Origin of the sequence: Nostoc sp. (assembly GCF_036916655.1) — a bacterium.
Classification (GTDB): domain Bacteria; phylum Cyanobacteriota; class Cyanobacteriia; order Cyanobacteriales; family Nostocaceae; genus Nostoc.
On sequence record NZ_JBALFY010000006.1, the window covers coordinates 1 to 21113 of the forward strand.

General features: G+C 40.1%; 19 protein-coding genes. 14 read left to right on the forward strand and 5 right to left on the reverse strand.

The window, feature by feature from the left end:
- On the reverse strand, nt 1–595 hold a 595-nt coding region (locus tag V7L31_RS01260), incomplete at its 3' end, for a 2OG-Fe(II) oxygenase (RefSeq protein WP_334694579.1).
- A 263-nt stretch (nt 596–858) separates the two neighbouring features.
- Here V7L31_RS01260 and V7L31_RS01265 point away from each other — a divergent pair.
- Nucleotides 859–1275, forward strand: coding sequence for a KTSC domain-containing protein (locus tag V7L31_RS01265; protein WP_334694580.1), 417 nt, complete (start codon nt 859–861; stop codon nt 1273–1275).
- A 146-nt stretch (nt 1276–1421) separates the two neighbouring features.
- Here the strand turns inward: V7L31_RS01265 and V7L31_RS01270 are convergent, their stop codons facing one another.
- The gene (locus tag V7L31_RS01270) at nt 1422–3866 is read right to left on the reverse strand and encodes a hybrid sensor histidine kinase/response regulator (protein ID WP_334694581.1); all 2445 of its coding nucleotides are present in this window, start codon (nt 3864–3866) and stop codon (nt 1422–1424) included.
- Nucleotides 3867–4345: 479 nt separating this feature from the next.
- On the opposite strand from V7L31_RS01270, the gene V7L31_RS01275 reads away from it, so the two are divergent.
- The 5 genes from V7L31_RS01275 to V7L31_RS01295 all read left to right on the forward strand — a co-directional run bounded on the left by V7L31_RS01275 (nt 4346) and on the right by V7L31_RS01295 (nt 7490).
- A complete protein-coding gene (locus tag V7L31_RS01275) occupies nt 4346–4831 on the forward strand; it encodes a molybdenum cofactor biosynthesis protein MoaE (protein WP_334694582.1) in 486 nt (161 codons plus the stop codon).
- A gap of 692 nt (nt 4832–5523) precedes the next feature.
- On the forward strand, nt 5524–6105 hold the full coding sequence (locus tag V7L31_RS01280) for a beta-class carbonic anhydrase (protein WP_334694583.1): 582 nt from the start codon (nt 5524–5526) through the stop codon (nt 6103–6105).
- Between the two features lie 208 nt (nt 6106–6313).
- Nucleotides 6314–6571, forward strand: coding sequence for a hypothetical protein (locus tag V7L31_RS01285; protein ID WP_334694584.1), 258 nt, complete (start codon nt 6314–6316; stop codon nt 6569–6571).
- A gap of 119 nt (nt 6572–6690) precedes the next feature.
- Nucleotides 6691–6999 carry a DUF3181 family protein gene (locus V7L31_RS01290; protein ID WP_334694585.1) on the forward strand — a complete coding sequence of 103 codons (309 nt, stop codon included), beginning with the start codon at nt 6691–6693 and terminating at the stop codon, nt 6997–6999.
- A gap of 275 nt (nt 7000–7274) precedes the next feature.
- Nucleotides 7275–7490 carry an acetyltransferase gene (locus V7L31_RS01295; protein ID WP_179064562.1) on the forward strand — a complete coding sequence of 72 codons (216 nt, stop codon included), beginning with the start codon at nt 7275–7277 and terminating at the stop codon, nt 7488–7490.
- A 225-nt stretch (nt 7491–7715) separates the two neighbouring features.
- Here V7L31_RS01295 and V7L31_RS01300 read toward each other — a convergent pair whose 3' ends face one another.
- Together V7L31_RS01300 and cobW are read right to left on the reverse strand one after the other, a co-directional pair.
- Complete coding sequence (locus V7L31_RS01300; RefSeq protein ID WP_334694586.1) at nt 7716–8198, reverse strand: ABA4-like family protein; 483 nt, start codon at nt 8196–8198, stop codon at nt 7716–7718.
- Nucleotides 8199–8671: 473 nt separating this feature from the next.
- Complete coding sequence (gene cobW, locus V7L31_RS01305) at nt 8672–9730, reverse strand: cobalamin biosynthesis protein CobW (protein ID WP_334694587.1); 1059 nt, start codon at nt 9728–9730, stop codon at nt 8672–8674.
- 149 nt (nt 9731–9879) lie between these two features.
- Here cobW and V7L31_RS01310 point away from each other — a divergent pair, with 149 nt between their 5' ends.
- On the forward strand, nt 9880–10047 hold the full coding sequence (locus tag V7L31_RS01310; protein ID WP_334694588.1) for a hypothetical protein: 168 nt from the start codon (nt 9880–9882) through the stop codon (nt 10045–10047).
- 126 nt (nt 10048–10173) lie between these two features.
- Here V7L31_RS01310 and V7L31_RS01315 read toward each other — a convergent pair whose 3' ends face one another.
- Nucleotides 10174–10890 (reverse strand): biliverdin-producing heme oxygenase, encoded by a 717-nt coding sequence (locus tag V7L31_RS01315; protein WP_334694589.1) that lies wholly within the window; start codon nt 10888–10890, stop codon nt 10174–10176.
- Between the two features lie 503 nt (nt 10891–11393).
- Here V7L31_RS01315 and glmM point away from each other — a divergent pair.
- The 7 genes from glmM (at nt 11394) to V7L31_RS01350 (ending at nt 20928) form a co-directional block, all read left to right on the forward strand.
- The gene (gene glmM, locus V7L31_RS01320; RefSeq protein WP_334694590.1) at nt 11394–12860 is read left to right on the forward strand and encodes a phosphoglucosamine mutase; all 1467 of its coding nucleotides are present in this window, start codon (nt 11394–11396) and stop codon (nt 12858–12860) included.
- A 428-nt stretch (nt 12861–13288) separates the two neighbouring features.
- Complete coding sequence (locus V7L31_RS01325) at nt 13289–14062, forward strand: glycosyltransferase family 2 protein (protein WP_334694591.1); 774 nt, start codon at nt 13289–13291, stop codon at nt 14060–14062.
- Nucleotides 14063–14128: 66 nt separating this feature from the next.
- Nucleotides 14129–15775, forward strand: a complete 1647-nt coding sequence (gene hpsL / locus V7L31_RS01330; protein WP_334694592.1) for a hormogonium polysaccharide biosynthesis protein HpsL — start codon at nt 14129–14131, stop codon at nt 15773–15775.
- Nucleotides 15776–16313: 538 nt separating this feature from the next.
- The gene (gene hpsN, locus V7L31_RS01335; protein ID WP_334694593.1) at nt 16314–17294 is read left to right on the forward strand and encodes a hormogonium polysaccharide biosynthesis glycosyltransferase HpsN; all 981 of its coding nucleotides are present in this window, start codon (nt 16314–16316) and stop codon (nt 17292–17294) included.
- A 31-nt stretch (nt 17295–17325) separates the two neighbouring features.
- The gene (gene hpsO / locus V7L31_RS01340; protein ID WP_334694594.1) at nt 17326–18501 is read left to right on the forward strand and encodes a hormogonium polysaccharide biosynthesis glycosyltransferase HpsO; all 1176 of its coding nucleotides are present in this window, start codon (nt 17326–17328) and stop codon (nt 18499–18501) included.
- 181 nt (nt 18502–18682) lie between these two features.
- Nucleotides 18683–19855, forward strand: a complete 1173-nt coding sequence (gene hpsP / locus V7L31_RS01345; protein WP_334694595.1) for a hormogonium polysaccharide biosynthesis glycosyltransferase HpsP — start codon at nt 18683–18685, stop codon at nt 19853–19855.
- Between the two features lie 326 nt (nt 19856–20181).
- Complete coding sequence (locus V7L31_RS01350) at nt 20182–20928, forward strand: GDSL-type esterase/lipase family protein (RefSeq protein WP_334694596.1); 747 nt, start codon at nt 20182–20184, stop codon at nt 20926–20928.
- The last annotated feature ends 185 nt before the right edge of the window (nt 20929–21113 follow it).

Genomic DNA, 21113 nt, shown 5'->3' on the forward strand with positions numbered 1-21113 from the left:
GCTGTTCATTGTCACCCAAAGGAGTAACTCTGTGGTAAAGTTTGTCACCATTGAATAAGACTAGTGTACCAGGAGTTAAAGAGAGCGATCGCTTTTGCGTTTCCCGTTCAGGAATATCTTTGTAGAGTTGATATTCCAACTTACTGGATGAATTATCAACTAAACCAAGCAACACTGTATAGCGTTTCCCACGATAATAAGAGGTATCGTAATGATACTGAATATGATCCCCCGGCTCAGTGTAATAGTACAGCGCGTAAGTATGTGGATCGGCATCAGGACAGGGAAGGAGTTTTTCTGTCGTAATTTGGTTGAGAAAGTCAAAAAAGGCACTGAGTTGATAAAACTCTCCGAAAATTGGAGCTAGGCTATCTAAACTATAGCGGCTGATACTACCGCCCTTTTTATGATTGGGAATATAGTTGCGATTGATAGCAGGTTGCAAAGACGGCAACAGCGCCAAGAATTGCTCAATGATGGAGTTTGGGAGAAAGTTCTCAATCACCAACAATTCATTCTGTGCTTGAAACTCAGCTTGAAGTTTCTGGTAATCAACAGCTGCTATTGCTCTATCAATTTCAGTTTGAAGCTCCATCGATCATTTGATATTAATACAAGCTTGCAAAAACAAACATACCATTCTCTCTCAGGACTTACGCACGGACTAAGGGACTTCCAAAAAAATATCCAATTAACTCTTGTGGGGTGGGCATCTTGCCCGCCCAGTCCATAACACAGGCTTGCTGAAAAAAACTTGACAGCAGTATGCTTTTATAGTATATTTGTACTATAAAAGCACTTAAGTATTGTATAAAACTTTAACACTCCCGACTAAGCCAATAGGAGAGCGCCAAATAAATGAAGCTATCTAAGGTAGATTTGAGCAGTTTAGTAGCGATCGCTCACTCTGATGGATATTTGCAGTTGTTGCTCGATCGAGGCGACGAATTAGAGTTTTTGGAAATTCCAGCGCCAATACAGGCTTATGAAGGATTGCAAGAACTCAACGAAGCGATTGCCGAAACAACTGCATTACCTTTTGAAGAAGAACCAATTTTGATGCTACCAGTCGTCTCCTCAATGGCTATGGCTGTAGGCTACGATCGCAACGAACAGATTTTGCAAGTTGAGTTTCAAAGTGGCGCTGTTTATCAATACTTAGGCGTAGACGAGAATACTTGGGAAGATTTACACTCCTCTGACTCCATTGGCAGCTTTTTCAATCAAGAGATTAAAGGTAGATATGATTGCGATCGTCTAGATTGTGCAGATTAAGTAGGTGAGTGAGAAAATTTATAACTATGTCATTGCGTTGGCGTAAGCCTTCCCGCAGGGTATGTAACGAAGTGGAGTGAAGCAATCGCAAGGTTTTCAACGCTTTTACTTTTCGTTACATAGTTGGGTTTATTTATGCCTACTTACTAATAGCTAATAACTGCATGTAGAGTTTTCAATAATTCTTGCGTTGTATAAGGTTTAGGTAAAAAGGCTGTATACTCAGCCGTTTTATCGATTGGGACTTGCTCACTTGTTGCCAGTCCACTAACAGCAATAATCGGCAATAGCGGATTTAGGCGTTGCAATGTGCGAATGGTAGTTGCTCCATCCATCTTGGACATCATCATATCAATAATTGCCGCACTAATTTTCTCTTTATGCTGGGAATAAATTGCTAATGCTTCCATGCCATCACTAGCAGTAATTGCTGTGTAATTATAGTTTTCTAAAGATGTTTTAGTAATTTCCTGAATGGCAGTTTCATCATCTACAACCAAAATGCATTCTCCCGCTCCCGTCGGGATTTCTATATTTTGTAAAGACTGGGTTGGAACTTGATTAACTGCTGGCAAATACACCTGAAGTTTTGTACCCTTGCCTACACGACTTGATACAGTAATAAAACCATCATGCTCCTTAATAATTTTCATTACTGTTGATAGCCCCAACCCTGTACCTTTTCCCAACTCTTTTGTAGTGAAAAATGGCTCAAAGATTTTATCTAAGATTTCTTGACTAATTCCAGACCCAGTATCAACAACTGTCAAGACAATGTAAGCACCAACTGTAGCCCCTATATGCATACTCGCATAAATTTCATCAATCCAAATATTCTCCGCAGATATTGTTAAAGTTCCACCTGTAAGCATGGCATCCCGCGCATTCAGACACAAATTAATTAGTACTTGATGCAGTTGGGTACTATCAGCACAAATAGGTAACAAATCCTCCTGAATTTCTGCGTGTACTGCGATTGATTTGGGAAATGTTTGTAAGATAATTTGCTGCATTTCTGAAATCAGGTGTTTGACTTGCAGTACAGTGTGCTGAGGTGTAAGGGTTTGTCCTTGGATATCGCCTTCAATTCCCCTAGCAAATGACAGTACTTGCTTGACCAAATCAGCACCACGTTTGGCGTTGCTTTCTATTATTGAGAGCATCTGACTAATCTGTTGATCGTGGTTTTTAGATTTGAGCAAATGCACTGACATTAAAATTGGTGACAACACATTATTTAAATCATGAGCAATACCACTAGCAAGAGTGCCGATACTTTCCACCCGTTGAGTACGTAAAACTTGCTTTTCCAGTTGCTTATTCTGGGTAATATCAGTATCAACGGCGAGAATTGATTTGGCTTGAAAATACTCATCCTTCATCAGCATCCAGCGACTTTCAATGATAAGTCTCTTACCAGATTTGCTGGTTTTGCGTAACTCACCTTGCCAAAAGCCATTCTTTAAGACAGTTTGATAAATTTCTAAGTGTTGCGCCAAAAGTTCAGTGGAGAAAAGTTCATTGAAATGCTTACCTATCGCTTCTTCTGACTTCCAACCGTAAAGTTTTTCAGCATTTTTGTTCCATAATAAAATTTTGTTGGACAAATCTTGCACAACAATTGCATCACTAACAATATCCAGTAATGCTGCTTGTTCGCAGATTTTTTGTTCTATTTGTTTGCGTTCTGTAATATCCTCAGCCATATATACGAATTGCGGACGACTACCAGAATTTGCTGTAATTGTTGCAACTGTGGCTGAGACCCATGTTTGCCCTTGGGGAATATTATCAGAATATTCAAACTTGACGTGTGATTGAGTGCGTTCTGCTTGACGGTAATAATGTATCCATTGAGATATACACCAATCTGTTGCACCCATGTCTCGCGCTAGCCGATTTTGCATTGCTTCTGGCGTGAGTCCAAAGAATTTTGCTGTGGCGGGGTTATCCAAAATGTGCAGGATGTCATTATCTACTAACTCGACAATTCCCATCATCATCGGTGAACTGTTAAAGAAACTGCCAAAAATAGATTCACTTTGGTGTAATGCTTCTTGTACCTGCTTATATTCCTGTTTTATGCTTGCTAGTTCAACTAAGTTCCGCCGGATTTCTAGTTGTCTAACTACCATACGGCTTAGAGTTTGCAGTGCTTCCACCTGTTGCAAACTAATTTGGTGTGGTACGCGATCGACTATACACAGAGTCCCGATCGCTTCTCCTCCCGATGCTAACAAAGGTGCGCCAGCATAAAATCTCACAGCAAATTCAGCAGAGGTAACTAGAGGATTTGTCGCAAAGCGTTCATCAGCCAAGGTGTCAGGAATAATCAAAACTTCGCCGCTTTCCAGACAAATCGGGTCGAACCCCTTATTTAGTGGCATTTCTGGTATATTTAACCCCACCTTGGCTTTGAACCACTGACGGTTAGCGTCAATTAAATTAACTAATGCGATCGGTGTGTTACAAATCTGTGCGGCTAAAAACGCTAGATCGTCGAATGCTTCTTCTGGTGGAGTGTCGAGAATCTGGTACTGATGCAAAGCCTTAAGCCTCGCTGATTCTTTGTTACACACGAAAGATGTCATTAAATTTTTCCTAACTATTGCCGAATGACGACTTGCCTCGTATTAATAAGAAACGTAGATTTATAGGGCTTTCTGTAGGTGATCATTGCCATCAATGTCACACTTTTGTAGGCAATTCAGCCTTGACTGCACTTGATAGCCGAATCAAATTACTATCTGATTATTGAAATAATTTAATAAGCAGATAACTTGATTACTTTAATTATAGTAATATGACTTAAAGGCAATAATAGTAAAGTTTGGTTATTTTAAATAGATTTTAGAAGACTTGGATTATGATAATTTTTTGTTAACAAATAAAATTATTTTTGCTATGGAAAGAGAATTTTAACCTTTAATTGCTATCGTGATGGGCAATAAAATTTATCAACTGCAAAAATCTGCTTTTGCCCACAAGCATTAACAAAAGCCATTAAACATAGACTATCAAAGCTTTTTTCAGAGACAATATAAAAAGCCCATACAATATCAAAGCTGTTATGACAATCACACTTACCTCTGCTGTTAAACCAAGAGCCGAAGATAGTTTTGCCATTACCTTTGCACCATTATCTCTTGAAGAAATTTACACCAAGTCTGACGATCCGGCCAATGGTGCTGTGGTTGTGATGAGTGGCATGGTTCGCAATCAAACCGATGGTAAACCTGTGATTGCTCTAGAGTATCAAGCTTATGAACCGATGGCATTGCGGATATTTTATCAAATTGCTGCTGATATTCGCTTATCTATGTCTGATGTGAATCGAGTTGCGATTCATCATCGCGTTGGACGTTTGCGAGTTGGGGAAATCAGCGTTTTAGTCGCGGTGGGTTGTCCCCATCGGAGTGAAGCGTTTGAAGCTTGTCAATATGCTATTGATACGCTCAAACACAATGCCCCTATATGGAAGAAAGAACATTGGCAAGATGGTTCTAGTCGCTGGGTGAGTATTGCTGCGTGTGAAACATCAGAAGAAAATTGTTAAGATTCCTAATTTACCGACATTCTCGCTCATAAATATTAAGGATTTTGACAAAATATTGACAATTTCAGGTAAATTACTATACCTTTTTTCCAAGTATGTTGAACTCATCGACACCACTCGCCAGAACCTTGAAAACCGCATAACTTCGTTGACTGGTGTCGATTGTTTGCACAGCAAGGGTTTCAGGCTACAAAATCAGTCTCTTATTGAGAATGATTTGACAACTATTGACAATTTAAAAAGTGGTGTCGATTTGGGTATCTCAAACCCTTGCCTAGTAAGGTTTCCAGAAGGTAACTCTTTACATAACCACTTCCCCTAACGGGGATGGAAACTCGACCCTTACATACAATCATCTCTATATCCTGTAACGCCTTTACATAACCACTTCCCCTAACGGGGATGGAAACGATTTCTAGCTCGTCATCATCACTAAGATGGTGATGAGTTTCTTTACATAACCACTTCCCCTAACGGGGATGGAAACAAATTCCATGCCCTCCTGTGTAAGCTTCCAGTTTTGGCCTTTACATAACCACTTCCCCTAACGGGGAACGATACTTGCCTTTTAGATGAACTCGTGGGAAAGTACTTTTTAGAAAATATCTAAAATCTATCGACTTACCGTAGTTAAATCAGCAATATCAACTTACTGGTTAAACTATTGCCCACAGAGACATCAAATTAAAATCATGAGTCAAGTTTTAACAGAAGTCCTATCAGCTAACCACGCTTACGTCGAAAATTTTGGTGACAAAGGCGACCTCACTATCCCGCCGGCTCGTCGATTTGCTATTCTCACCTGCATGGACGCTAGACTTGACCCAGCAAAATTTGCTGGATTGGCTGAAGGAGACGCTCATGTAATTCGGAATGCAGGTGGACGCGCTAGTGATGATGCAATTCGCTCTTTAGTAATCTCTTACAAGTTACTTGGTACCCGTGAGTGGTTCGTGATTCACCACACGAATTGTGGTATGGAAACCTTCACAGACCAAGTTATCCGAAATTTACTGGCGAATAGTTTGAAAACCGCCAAAATAGACGAAACGGGTTGGCATGATGTTGGTTCTGGAGGAGGTTCAAGCGAAGCCGAGTTTATTGACTGGTTGACTATCACCGAACAGGCACAAAGCGTTTATGCAGACGTGAAACGGATTCGCTTTCATCCATTAGTACCGCCAGAAATTCCAATTTATGGCTATCTATATGATGTCAAAACTGGGAAATTGATTGAAATTCCAGAAGCTACACAAGTTGGTCAGGCTAGCTAGTACCGCAAGGTGGAATTAAAAATTAAAAATTAAAAATTAATACAGGTTTTATCAGGCTGCGGCATTCCATCAGAATTATATAGCGCGTCATCCGAGCGATCGCATTGCTTCCGTGAATGATTTGCCGAAGCCGATCAAACCTAAGTAAAAATCTGCTAAAGTTTCAATTACCCGGAATAGGGTGTATTTAAATCTGTAACAAATATTTATGCCTCCTCGTTGGCCTCGCAAACCCGATCGCAAAGACCCTGATTACCGCAAGATCGATGACCGGATGAATTTTGCCGTGCATGTGGCGATCGCTGCTACGATTAATTCTGGGTTATGGTTTTTTCACATCTTGAAAGCCACTACCTGGGAATGGCTGCCGTTATTGACTGCAAGCTGGACAGGAATAGTATTGGTGCATTTAATCTATATTAGTGCGATCGCTAATTACAGCGAAACTCCACCTAAATCCACCTGAAGACGGACTGCTAATGCTAGGGCGATTGTAACCTGTGGTAGTGGAATCAGCCCGTTAATTGAGCAATAATGTAAAAAAGCCTGAGATTTCGCACTTTTTCTTAATGTAGGGTTATTTTTATGGCAAAGACTAATACCACAGAATTACTGGAAGCCCTGGCAGCTGAAATTGGCGAAAATGTCTACATAGACATTGCCAAATGGCATCTTTATTTATCTAATGCCAAACTGCACACCCTTGTTGCGGAACAGTTGTATCCCTTAATTACTTCCAACAATGTAAGTGAAGATCAAGTTTTAAAGGTCTTGAAATCAATTACGGTAAAAATTGGCGGCGGTAGAAGTGAACTTCCTTTAAGTGATTTATTGCCACTGCAATGCCAAGTATCATTAGTTGACATTTTAGAAAAATATCAACGCGAAATCTAATCTCTACAACCAAGATTATTTGAATTAGACAATTTTCTCGGTCAGTATTTTCTGATTTGAAATGCTAGATTGAGGATTAAATTGTTGTGTCAATTTTATAAAGATGAAAACCACAGAAACACGTATATAAATTTTGTGTAATTCATTTATGTGTCTCTGGTAAAAATTTCCTTTAACAATTAAGGAATCTCGACCTTCTAAATTGGTTGAGACGCGAGTGAGTATATCTTGAGACTCACTCCTAACTTTCATGCAAACTTATTGAGGCAATCTCTATGCTTTTACAAATCAAAAACTCTGGTGAATTGGTAAAAATTCTGGAAATTCAAGAATTACTTGATCCGAATAATGATGTTGTTCACGGACGAGAACAACAAGGTGAAGAAGAACAGCCACCTGATACTTTTAAGAAAGAAAATCTTGTTTTTCCTTCTGGTGAAGTTCTCCCACGCTGTTGGTTAGATGCCGATTATAGACACGATAACGGTTAATGATTTGAAAATCAGATAATTGGTAATGGGAGTAAACTATTACCAATTATCAATAGTGTCAACTTAAGACTTAATATCTGGCGAATAGAATTCGCGGCTACACAGGCAAAGTCCGCCTCCGCGGACTAAAGTCAAATCTCGTTTCCAATCGGAGACTGGGAACTAGACAAAAACCGCTCGTTTCACGTTAAGTTGATACCAATGCACAGATGTCAACCACTATTACTATGTGCCAGTTGATGATACTTCTGGTTCTGCTAACGTCGCCGTTTCATTCTGCTGAAACTTGGGGAAAAATGTCTTAGTAATCCAGTCAGTCAAGATGTGAGATAGTAATCCTAAAGGCCCAGCGAACAAAGATAAAGCCAAAGAGTGAATTGTCCAAATACCTGTTTTCTGTCCTTCCCAATAAATCCAGCGACCGACGAATAAATCCATCACTAAAAAATGAATCCAACCTGTTGCCGCAGCATTTTCATCTGCAAAGAATCGCGCAATATCAGCTAATTGAGGATTCGATAAAGCTTGGGCATTTTCTGGCGTAATGCTGTTAATAAACAAATATAAATATGTCCCTGCTAAAAGCACAAAGGGTAGATATGATGACATTATCTGACGTGTGACTTTCCAGTTTGGCAATAAAATCATCAACGCCCAAAATGGTAATACGAAAAGATTGGCAACGTTAAATAGTTGAGAAATAGTCATATTTTTGTCAAGTGAAGAATTTTTGTTTTGAATTAACTAGTTATTTATAGGGACTTCCAAATAAAAAAATATTTAATTAACTCTTGTGGGGTGGGCATCTTGCCATTAGTGTCAACTTAAGGTTAAAACCCATTTGTCAACGATGGGTTTTGTTAGGAACTAAGTATAAAAGTGAACCTATTCTGACTTTTATACGCAAGCCGGGAGTGATGCTAATAAACAAAGCATTAATAGTCCCTGAAAAAGTTCGTTTTTTGTCCCTTTCAAACCAAGCTTTTAAGCATAAATGCTTATTGACATAATTAGTTTGAGCTTAACTTGACACCTATGGCATCTTGCCCGCCATATCGACTGGGCGGGCGAGACACGCCCACCCCACAATATTGGATAATTTATTTCTTGGAGTTCCCATAACTCTTAACTCTTAGGAGAAAGACCCTCGACTTCTTTAAAAAGTCGGGGTCTGGGTATAATTATAAAGCTACAAGTTGTGATTCAATTTCTGAAGACTTCAAATCACGCCCGATGAAAACTAAGCGCGTTTGCCTAGCCTCTTCTGGTTTCCAGGGGCGATCGTAAAATTTATCAAATCGGGTTCCCACGCCTTGCATGACTAAGCGCATGGATTTATTTGGCACTGCGACAAAGCCTTTAATCCGGTAAATTTCTTGTTGTTGTGCTAATTTTTCTAACTGCTGTTGTAGCTTTTCTGGATCAAAGGTACGATCCAAAATTAAATTAGTTGAGGTAATTTCTTCGTCGTGATTGTGGTCTTCTTCGGTATCGTGATGACTAGGACGAGAATCTAAATTGTCTTCAACTGCGGCTTGGAATCCTAATAATATAGACGCATCAAGTTGAGAATGCCCGCTGTAGGCATTGCTCTCGACAATCTTCACCACTCTGGGCAACTCTTGCTTAATTAATTCCTCAACTCTGGCTTTTGTCTCGGCATCTACCAAATCAATTTTATTTAACACCACCAAGTCTGCACAAGCAAGTTGGTCTTCAAACAGTTCTTGCAAGGGTGTTTCGTGTTCTAGATTATCATCTGCTTGGCGCTGGGCTGCGATCGCCTCTAGATCGCTAGCAAATGTCCCTGCTGCTACCGCCGCACAATCTACCACCGTAATCACCGCATCTACAGTAGCAGCATTACGAATTTCTTGCCAACGAAAAGCCTTCACTAGGGGTTTTGGTAAGGCTAAACCAGAGGTTTCAATCAAAATGCAGTCGATGCTATCTCGCCGCTTGATTAACTCTTGCATCATCGGGTAAAACTCTTCCTGTACGGTGCAGCATAAGCAGCCGTTAGTTAATTCAAAGATATTAGTATTAGTGTCGCCCTCACCATCTTCGGGGCAAATTTGACAGGATTTTAACAATTCGCCATCAATACCGAGTTCGCCAAATTCATTGACTACTACGGCAATGCGGCGTCCTTGGTTATTTTGTAGCAGGTGGCGAATTAGGCTGGTTTTTCCACTACCCAAGAAGCCTGTAATCACTGTGACAGGAATTTTCGTAGCCATATTTTTGCCTGATTTACCCAGTATGGTAAGTTTTACGGGTTACAAACTTAAATACTGAGATTAAGCTTGGTTTGAAGATTGACTTAGTTATTTTAAGCTGAAAGTCTATAGTAAACCGGAAAATATTGCCGTTTTTGTTGAGTTTAGATTTGGTTTTAATTCCTCAAATCACTGTGGCCCAAACGGTAGAGGAGTTGGAACAAAAAGCGACATCTGCCGAAGAAGTGAAAAATTATGAAGAAGCCGCTCATCTTTGGTGGATAGATCCAGAAAACGCTGATGCTAAAGATGCTCTCAAAAATTTAATCGCTAATTAACATAATTGAGGGGCAATCTCCCCATGCTTGCTTTCACGAATCAAAAGCAGTCACAAGGCTATTGCCCCTAAATATTTTGAGCGTTTTTGAGCTATCGCTCTTTTACTAGAAACACCACAGCACTCATTACTCAGCAGTGACGAGTTCAGTACTACCGCGTGTACGACGCCGTGTGAGGCTGTTGAACAGCATTACACCGATCGCCTTAATTAAATTACCTTCCAATTCCTGGAACATCTTCATGTTCGTGCCAAAAGCGGCATTAGCTTCATCAACGATGCGATCGGTTGTAGCATCATTAAGGGGTAATTCATCCAAAATTTGCCGATATTTGGCTTTGAATGCCTTCTCATCAGTAATTTCTGGAAACTCATAAAAAGCTGTTCCTTGCCCATCTGACAAATTCATCGCTGTTACAGCAATATTTTTGAGAATTTGTCCCCCGGATAAGTCACCCAAGTAACGAGTATATGAATGGGCGATTAACAGTTCTGGTTCGGTTTGAGATATTTCTCGGATACGCTTGACATAAGCTTCACCTGCGGGAGATAGTTTGATTTGCTCTCTCCAGTTGGCACCAAAGTAATAACTCAAGTCTTGTTCTAGGCTATGCTTGCGGTTTAGCTGAGGAAAGTTAATTTTAGAAACAATTGGGTGCTGGCGGTGCTTTTCTATTTCCTCTTCCATCGCTGAGTAGACGAAGTAGAAGTTAGCAACTAGTTTCCGGTAAGAGTTTTTTTCCACTACTCCTTTTAAAAAGCACTTGACAAAACCTACATTCTCTGCCATTGTGTGGGCTTTCTTAGTGCCTACACGTAATTTGGTTGCTAAATTGCTGCTCATACTAAATTTCTCAACTTTAAAAAGTTAACTGCCGGAGTTTCGATTCACTAACGGCTAAAAAAGCCATTAAAACGTTACCTTAAAACTATTTGATGAGAATTTATATTAAAATTTTTTAAGCTCTGATAATTATGTAGTTTTTTATACATAATAAAATCAAGAGAATATAACTTTACATTTCGGTGGCAGGGACTACCACGTTCAAAAATCAAATGGGATTTTTATGTCATTGCAAAGTCTGAACCAATACAAATAAAAATCAATCAAAAAATTGAGGGCATAAAAGGAATAATTAGCTAAAATGTGGAAACTTTATTGATAATGTAAAAACCAATACGACCTACTTCATGAAATATTTACATTTTGAGAGACATAAAATCAGTATTATTACGGAAATAAACCTTGAACTAAAATGAATTTATAAAGAGAAAAAGCATGTCAAAATTGCTGAATAAAGTCTTAAGTGCTATTTTTCAGTGTGATTGTGTGGAGTGTTTAAAAATATGGTTTCATCTATAACTCGAACATCAGGCTTTCCTGGGGATTCTGCTTCCGAGGCTGAGGAATTGGTAAAAGGGATTGAGAGCAGTTTTGGACAGAATTTAATCCCACTACCAGCAAATCCTTTATTTGGCACAGATGGGATTCGCGGACGAGTGGGAGAATTATTGAGTGCGCCTCTGGCATTGCAAGTTGGTTTTTGGACGGGGATTGTTTTACGTAACCATGCGACTCAAGTAGGACCAGTCATCCTCGGACAGGACTCTAGAAACTCCAGCGATATGCTGGCAATGGCTTTGAGCGCAGGGTTAACAGCAGCAGGGTTAGAAGTTTGGTATTTGGGATTGTGTCCCACTCCTTGCATTGCCTATCTCACCAGCATTACTGATGCCATCGGTGGAGTGATGATTTCTGCCAGCCACAATCCCCCAGAAGACAATGGGATTAAGATTTTTGGTGCTAATGGTGGAAAGTTACCGCCAACATTGCAGGCAGAAATAGAAGCGGGACTGCGTGGCAAGCTATCACCTATTACCAAAGTTAATAATTGTGGGCGGCATTACTCACGTTTTGAATTAGTGGGACATTATAGCGAGGCGTTGAAAAAACCCTTAAACGGTTCCCTAAATCTTCAGGGAATGAAGATTGTTTTAGACTTGGCATGGGGAGCAGCAGTTGGGTTAGCACCATCAGTCTTTATAGAAATGGGGGCAGAGGTAATCTGTCTGCATAACGAAGCAGATGGCGATCGCATTAATGTTAACTGTGGTTCCACACACCTAGATATTCTGGCAGCAACAGTACAAGAACACAACGCCGACATCGGCTTTGCCTTCGATGGCGATGCTGATCGCGTTTTAGCAGTAGACAATACAGGTAGGCAAGTTAACGGCGATTACATTCTCTACCTGTGGGGACGCCACTTGCAACAAAACCAGCAATTGCCAGATAACCTGATTGTATCTACAGTCATGGCCAACTTAGGCTTTGAAAAAGCTTGGCAGCAAATTGGTGGTAACTTAATTCGTACCGCAGTTGGCGACCAATACGTGCAAGCCGAAATGCAGCGCACTGGAGGAATGCTAGGCGGCGAACAATCAGGTCATATTCTTTGCCGTCACTATGCCGTAACTGGGGATGGCTTGTTAACAGCATTGCACATAGCAGCTTTGGTGAGAGAAGCGGGTGTTCCCTTAAGCGAATTAGTAGATCAAAGCTTCCAAACCTATCCACAATTGTTGCGGAATGTGCGAGTTGTCGATCGCGATCGCCGCTTAGGATGGCAAAATTGCCAACCTCTGCAACAAGCGATCGCACTTGCTGAAGCTGCAATGGGAGATTCCGGCAGAATTTTGGTTCGTGCCTCTGGCACAGAACCAGTAATCAGGGTTATGGTAGAAGCTGCCAATGCTGATCTTGCAAACCACTGGACAAATGAATTAGTTTCGCAAGTCCAGCAACACATATAGGCATTTCCTACTCCCTTCCCACAATCAGATTACCTATCTATATTTTTCCTTTTTCTTGATGTCCTTCTCTTCTCTAGCAGACGCATCCCTTGCGCGTCTTCACAGTTTATTAAATTAGGTATTCTTTGGGAGAAGGGAGTAGCTGCTATCTCACCTTTCACAAATGCAAATTTTTCGTCATCATAGTTTCTGCAAATTAACCAGCCTTGGTCATCTGTGGAAAATTTACTATTTACAGCAGATTTCAAGTTGAGTGAAGTACACAAGCTAAATCTCAAAACCAGAGATTACAACTGTTTTACTTCTGGGGCGTAGCCCATTCTGACCGGAGGCGGAGTGTCTCCGGCTCCGCTCCTGAATTCTGCTGTATATTTGCACTTTGTATGTATATTTTAAACCTCTTTTATAACAAGAAAAGAGGTCTGTGTGTGTTCATTGATTATCTTCTACAAGGTAATAAAATGCTTGTTTTTGTTATCCCACTTAAAAGTCCGCAAGTTTCCAATTCTTGGGAGCGTGTCACCCAATCCTTTGAAAGATGCATCAAATCAATTTGTAATCAAACCTCTGCTGATTTTCACGCTATTGTCGTTTGCCATGAACAGCCAAAAATAGAATTTAATCATCCCCAAATTACTTACATTACAGTTGATTTTCCTTCTCCCAACGAGACAAACCCTATAGCTAGAGGAGACACAGATAAAGGGCGAAAAATCTTGAAGGGATTAATGTATGCTCATCAATTTTCTCCAACTCACACTATGGCAGTTGATGCAGATGATTGCATCAGTAAAAACTTAGCAGCATTTATTAAGCAACATCCTAACTCTAATGGATGGTTTATCAATAAGGGTTATAAATATAAAGAAGGTAGTAATCATATATATATTAAAAGAAAAGATTTCTATTCCATGTGCGGTACATCCAATATTCTCCGATATGACTTAAATTTCTTACCAGAAAATGCAGAATATAATCGGGGCTATGGGTACTACAAATATTATATAGACCACGGTAAAATCAAAGGCGTATTAGAAAGCAAAGATAAACCTATTGAACCATTACCATTTCCAGGAGCAGTTTACATTGTAGAAACAGGAGAAAATATTTTTTACGGTGCAATGAAGTTAAACTTTAATATTTTTGATCGAAAATCTCTAACTCAATCAATTAAGGATGAATTTGGCTTGTACATACTATAGCCATTGCAATCCATTTATATGTAAGCTAAAGATTGTTTTTTAAGGCTGATAGGCTACAGCGCCACTATGCCAAAATCTAAGTCAAAAAATCAAAAATCAAAAAAACAGGCTGTAAAAGAAACTCCTACTCTTAGCCTTAAAGAACAGTTAGCCCAAAAGCGCAAAGCAGCCCAAGCACGTAAAGAGTTCATTAGCTTAGTCACCAGCGCCACCTTTGGCAGTCTGTTCTTTGGCATTCTACTTTTTTTTGTAGGTGGAATTAAAGCAGCACTCCCTGGCGTCTTAGGGATATTCGTCATATCCCTTTCCTACAAATACCCGCGCCAAGCCCTATATGCCTTCATCATTTACGTACCTATTGGGGGTACTATCACCTACTACTTGGGCAATAGTCCCATACTTCAATTAGCTAAAGATGCTTTTTATGTTCCAGCGCTAATTGGGCTTTGGCAGACTTGTCGCAAGCAGGGACTACCCATAATTATTCCCCAAGGGATTAAAACCCCACTTTATATAGTCTTTGCTTGCAGTCTGCTAACACTATTGTTTATCAATGGTGGACAGCAGTTTAACCCGCCACACCTTGGACTACTGGAAAAAGCAACCGAAGAAATACCTTTAGGCATGGGCATTCTAGGACTGAAAGTATTTTTAGGCTATGTCCCCCTGATTGGTTGTGCCTACTATCTAATTCGAGATAAGCGAGATTTTCTATTTTTATCACGCCTCCAGATTTCTCTCATACTGATTTGCTGTGTGCTGGGATTTATTCAATACTTTTTACTACTAACTGGTGTATGTAAAGGCACTAGAGGACTTGAAGGAAATGCCCTATTTGTCACATCACTAGAAGCTCGGTGTTATTTTGGTGGAGCGCTCTTATATAGTCCTGAAGAAGGGGTTATTCGCTTACCAGGGACATTTGTAGCTCCTTGGCAATGGGCATGGTTCTTAATTTCTAGCACCTTTTTTACCTTTGCCACTGGCTTCACCGATCCCTCCCCAATATGGCGGTTGATTGGTTTAGGTTCTTTAGTGACAGTATTTATCAATGCTGTAATCTCTGGACAGAGAATTGCCTTAGCTTTAGTACCAATCTGCTTTGGGATTTTGCTACTGCTTACTGGACAACTTGGCAACCTGAAACGATTTATCCCCATAGGCATAGGATTGGTTCTAGTTCTAGGAATAGCAATGGTGACTAACCCTGAAGTCGTGCAACAGAGAACCGAGAGTTTTACAGGTCGATGGGAAGCTTCACCACCTCAAGATTTTATCGTCCAGCAATTTGAAGAGAATTGGAAAAACGTAGATGGCCCCTTGGGAAGTGGCTTAGGTCGAGCAACTAACTCTGCCCGAGTAATGGGTAAAACTAAGCTTATAGAAACCTATTACCCCAAAGTACTTTTTGAAGTTGGAATTTTTGGAGTACTCGCCTTTCTCGGTTTAGTAACAAGTTTAACTATTATTGGCTTTAAAACCTATCGCTCCATCAAAAACCGTAATTTCCGCAGTTACGGAGCAGCTTTGTGGGTGTTTATATTGTTTATTAGCTACAACACCTACTACTATCCTTTGGATGTCGATCCGGTTGCTGTCTACTATTGGTTTTTTGCGGGAGTTCTTTTTAAATTGCCAGAACTGGAGAAACAAGATAAAGAAGAGGCCGATCCTCAGCAAAAAAACAAGAAAAAACGTCTCAAAACAATTTAAATGAAATAAAAATGGCAAAAATTATCGTATGCAGTGGAACAAATCATCCAATTTATTGATAGAACCAGATAAACAAGAACACTAAGAATTTTTAAGTGTAGGAGCATCAGCTCAAGCCCAAATTGTGCATAGCTCTGAAAAGCAAAATGAGTTATTTGATAATCTCTATGCCGTAGTAGTGTAAACAATTGACTGAAGGTGAATTCTGACGTTAAAAAGTCAGAATTTTCTTGAATTTTGTAGGGTTCATTAGCCTACGGCGTATAACGGCTTTCACTCAAATGTGGTACAGAATTAGATCGCAAGGTTTAAGGGCATTGCCCCTACAGATGTACCTTACGTGAGCGAGAACCGCTGTAACACACCCTACTGGCGTGGCAAGGCTAAAATGTTGCAAAAAAATTGTCGCTTGGCTGGAGCGGAGCGCAACCCAACCTACGACTAATGCACTATTTTAAGCTTGCCACGCCACTACAAAACTAGAAAATTAATTTTTACAAGGCTATTATAGAAGTAGTAAAATTACTTAAAAAAACTCATGAATAATTGGCCATTAATTACTGTAGTCATTCCGACTTACGGGCGGGAGGAAGCACTACGAGATAGCATTGTGGATGTATTAAAACAGGATTATCCCAATTTTGAAGTTTTAGTTGTAGACCAAACTCCAAAGCATCAAGCAGAAATTCAAGCCTACCTAGAAGAGATGGCAGATGCAGCTAAAATTAAATGGTTGCGCTTAGATTGGGCGAGTTTGCCAGGGGCGCGGAATTATGCTGTTCGCCGCTCATCTGGTGAAATAATATTATTTATTGATGATGACGTTCAGCTAACCCCTGGATTGTTAGCAGCCCATGCGAAAAATTATTTGCAAAATCCAGAAGTGGGTGCTGTTGCTGGACGGGTATTTGATAGAATGAAATTAGGTGATTCTGGAGGAGATTTAGAGATTGAATATCTGCCTCCCGAAGCTATGGACCCAGGAATTGCTTGGTATCATATTGATTTAGTACATACCACCAAACCCCAGCAAGTTTTGACAACCAGGGGTTGCAATATGTCATTTCGCCGCGAAATTTTTACTAAGTATGGACTGAGGTTTGATGAAAGGTTTCGTGGTAGTGCAGTGCGCGAAGAGTCAGATTTTTGCTTGCGGGTGCGACAAACAGGGTATAAGATTTGGTACGACCCAGAAGCCCATTTGGTGCATTTAGGCGAAGAAACAGGGGGTTGTCATGATATTAGTATGCGATCGCTCAAATATCAACTCACTTTTTATCACAACCATTTCCTACTTGGGCTGAAAAACCTCACTGCAACTCAAGCTTTACGCCTATACGCCCGTTTATTTGACTGTCACGTTCTAGGACGCCCACCTTGCCATAAAAGCGGTTCACCCATCAAAATTGCTACTCGCGCTATTTTCTACACTTTGGGGTTTTTCAAAGCCTTGGGTACTGTCATCCAATCAATATGGAACGATGGTCAAGTTTACAGTCGATTGGATGAACAAGTTTAGGCATTAGTCATTAGTGAATAAGAAAGGATAAATGAAAATTTTAGTTGCTAGTCATACTTATATCGTAGACCTCAACTGTGAAAAATTACGCACTTTATCTCAATTAGAATCCGATATTGAAGTGACAGTTGTAGTTCCAAAGCGCTGGAAACCAGGTGGCGTCCAAAATAGAATTATTGAAACTGAATACCGTGATGAAGGCACATTTAAAATAGTTCCAGTTTCTAACTTTAGTCAAAATCACCAAGGGCTTCTGACCTTTGGTGCTGATTTGATATCTTTATTAAAACAATTTCGTCCCCAAATCATCCAAGTAGAACAAGGGTCTAGAGCCTTAGCCTATACTCAAATGATTGCCTTAAATCAGCTATTAGGACTCAAGGCAAAAAATTTATTTTTTACCTGGTGGAATCTTCCATATAATCTCAAACCACCAATTGCTTTATTAGAAAAGTATAACCTCAATCACAGCCACGGCATTATTTCTGGTAATCAAGATGGAGCAGAAGTTTTGCGAGAACGGGGATATCAAGGAGCAATTAAAGTTATGCCCCAACTGGGTGTAGATGAAAGTTTATTTACTCCTAAAGCTCAACCAGAGTTAGCAGCTAAATTTGGTATTAAAAAAGAAGATTTTGTGGTAGGTTTTGTTGGAAGATTTGTGCAAGAAAAGGGTTTATTGACACTTTTACAAGCCTTAATTACCTTGAAAAATAAACCTTGGAAATTACTCTTGCTGGGTCGGGGAGAGTTGCAAGGTGAATTAATCAAAATAGCCACAGAAAAGAATATTAAAGAACGGTTAATTTTAGTAGAAAGTGTTCCTCATGACGAGGTGACAAACTATATCAATTTAATGAGTACTTTAGTATTACCTTCAGAAACAACTTACAAGTTTAAAACCTTAACTTCTGTTGGCTGGAAAGAACAATTTGGTCATGTGCTAATTGAAGCGATGGCTTGCCAAGTACCTGTAATTGGTTCTGATTCTGGTGAAATTCCCTATGTAATTGGCGATGCTGGTTTAGTGTTTCCTGAAGGTGATGTTCAAGCTCTTGCTAATTGCTTAGTTCAATTAATGGATCAACCAGATTTTGCTCATAATCTTGGTGAAATGGGTTATCAAAAAGCAATGATTAAATATACAAATAAAGCTTTGGCTAAACAGCAATTGGAGTTTTATCAAGAGTTAGTTAATAGTCATTAATAGGATGTTTGAAAAGTCTAATTTATTACTAGCCCTGGCGACTATAAGTTGCGCGCCAGTTGCTCATGGGGGAAACCCCCATCGCCCTTGGCGTCTCCCCTTGGGAGAAGACCGCACTGGCTTGGCTACACAGACAAAACCCACGGAGGTGGGTTAAAAGCCCTTGATTAATGACAAAAAAATGAAAATATTACAAATTGTTCCCTCAATTTCTTTGATTTACGGCGGCCCCAGTCAAATGGTGCTAGGGCTAGGGCCAGCATTAGTAAAAGAGGGAGTGGAAGTTACAATTCTGACAACTGATAGTAATGGCGATAATGGTCAAATACCTCTGGATGTTCCTTTAAATTGCCCAATTAAACAAGATGGTTATGAGATAATTTACTTTCATTGCGCCCCGTTTCGTCGCTACAAATTTTCCCTAGATTTATTAAACTGGCTAAAACGTCATGCTCACGAGTTTGACATCGCACATATTCATGCTTTATTCTCGCCTATAATTAGTGCTGCTGCTATTGTGTGTCGTCAGCAGAAGCTACCTTATATTTTCCGCCCTTTGGGTACTCTCGATCCGGCTGATTTACAAAAGAAAAAGCAATTAAAACAGCTTTATGTGGCAATTATAGAACGTCAAAATTTAGCTAGTGCCGCAGCAATTCATTTTACCAGCGATCAAGAAGCTAAAATATCAGAACGATTTGGAGTATCTACACCAGATTTGGTAATTCCTTTGGGTGTAATTCCCCCTCAATCTCGTCTGACAAATATATGTAGTCAATTAGAAATACCAAAAGACGTACCTTTGGTACTGTTTATGTCACGAATTGACCCAAAAAAGGGGTTAAATTTGCTGATTCCGGCGCTAGAGAAGCTGTTAGGGTTTGGTTATAAGTTTCATTTTGTCTTAGCTGGGACAAATCCTCAAGATCCAGATTATGAGCAAAAGATAATCTCCCAAATCCAAAATTCACCACTGCGATCGCACTCTACAATTACTGGCTTTGTTACTGGTGAACTTAAAGTTAGTTTACTACAAGCTGCCGATTTATTTGTCTTGCCTTCCTACTACGAAAATTTTGGGATTGCTGTAGCTGAAGCGATGGTAGCAGGAGTACCCGTAGTCATTTCTGACCAAGTGCATATTTGTCAACAGATACGTGATAGTGAGTCGGGTTGGGTAGGCACAACAGATGTCGAATCACTGGTAGAGTTACTACAAGAGGCTTTGGAAAATCCCGCAGAACGCCAACGACGGGGATTAAACGCCCAAAAGTATGCCTTGGAAAATTTTAGCTGGGATGCGATCGCAAAGCAAACAATCCAAGCCTACCAGACAATTCTGGCAAACAAATGAATTTTTTTTAATATCTTCACGGCTCAAATTAACATAGTCATTTGCCCTTAAATCTAGCTCTTCTAACGGGACATCTGGTGCAGACAAGCGTTTTTTATCTGTAGTATATGGTCGTCTAGTCAGCAGAAAATTTCCCCCATCCATCGCTATTATATGGCGATCGCTTCCTCTAATGTTTTCTTTTGCGCTCTTCTCTATCTCAGAGGCTCAACTGTAGCAATATTAACCTTGCAACCATAGAAACCCCATAGCTTGCACACTAAAGATAGTTATCTATGGTATAGAAATGTATAGAATCTTGTAAAGATATAAAATATAGTTGTTAAATGCACACATTTTTAGCTTCTTCCTCAATGCAGCTGTCTGTACCACCAAATCACTTTCAGCCTATGAAGATTGTCGCGCTGGGGGACAGCTTAATTTATGGATTCGGCGACCCAGAAAAAGGAGGTTGGATCGAGCAACTACGGCGATGGTGGATGTTGCCGGATAGTGCGGGTCATATTCTTTATAATTTAGGGGTAAGAGGCGATCGCACGCAACAAGTGGCACAAAGGCTAGAAGTTGAATTTCGCCACCGGGGTGAACTGCGAAATCGCGTTCCTGATTTAATTATTTTATCAGTAGGCGTTAACGACTCAGCGCGGTTGGCGCGTCCTGATGGCCGAAGCTACACAGATTTTACCGTATTTGAAAAGGAAATTGCTTCTCTGCTAGATTTGGCACAGCAACTTTGTCCTGTATTATTTGTGGGTATGGTGCCAGTGGATGAAAGCAAGATGCCATTTTTAGATTGTTTTTATTATAATCATGCCGATCAGTACCGCTACAAAGAAGCGACTCGAATTGCTTGCAATCAACGTCAGATTCCCTATTTAGATATTTTTGAGCAGTGGATGGAACGCGGTGAAACTTGGCGGCTCAAACGCTTGAGTGAAGATGGTCTTCATCCCAATACACTCGGTTATCAAGCTTTATTAGAAGATGTAATCAATTGGGAAGCAATACCTTCAATGGACTTTGCCAATGCAGCTTACCATTCTAAATTTGATTATCACCTGAAACCATCATAATAATATAAGTAGGTGGGCGTCAATATTTGTCGTTGGGATAAGGCAGGAGGCAGGGAGCAGCAGGGTTTCAGCCTCGTTCATTTTTGTTAACATAGTTTTGTTTTATTCTGCCGACCTACTTAGCTGTGTTGGTGCTTTGGGGCTAGCTAAGATTGTCGTATTTGCAAGGATCGCAAATACAACAA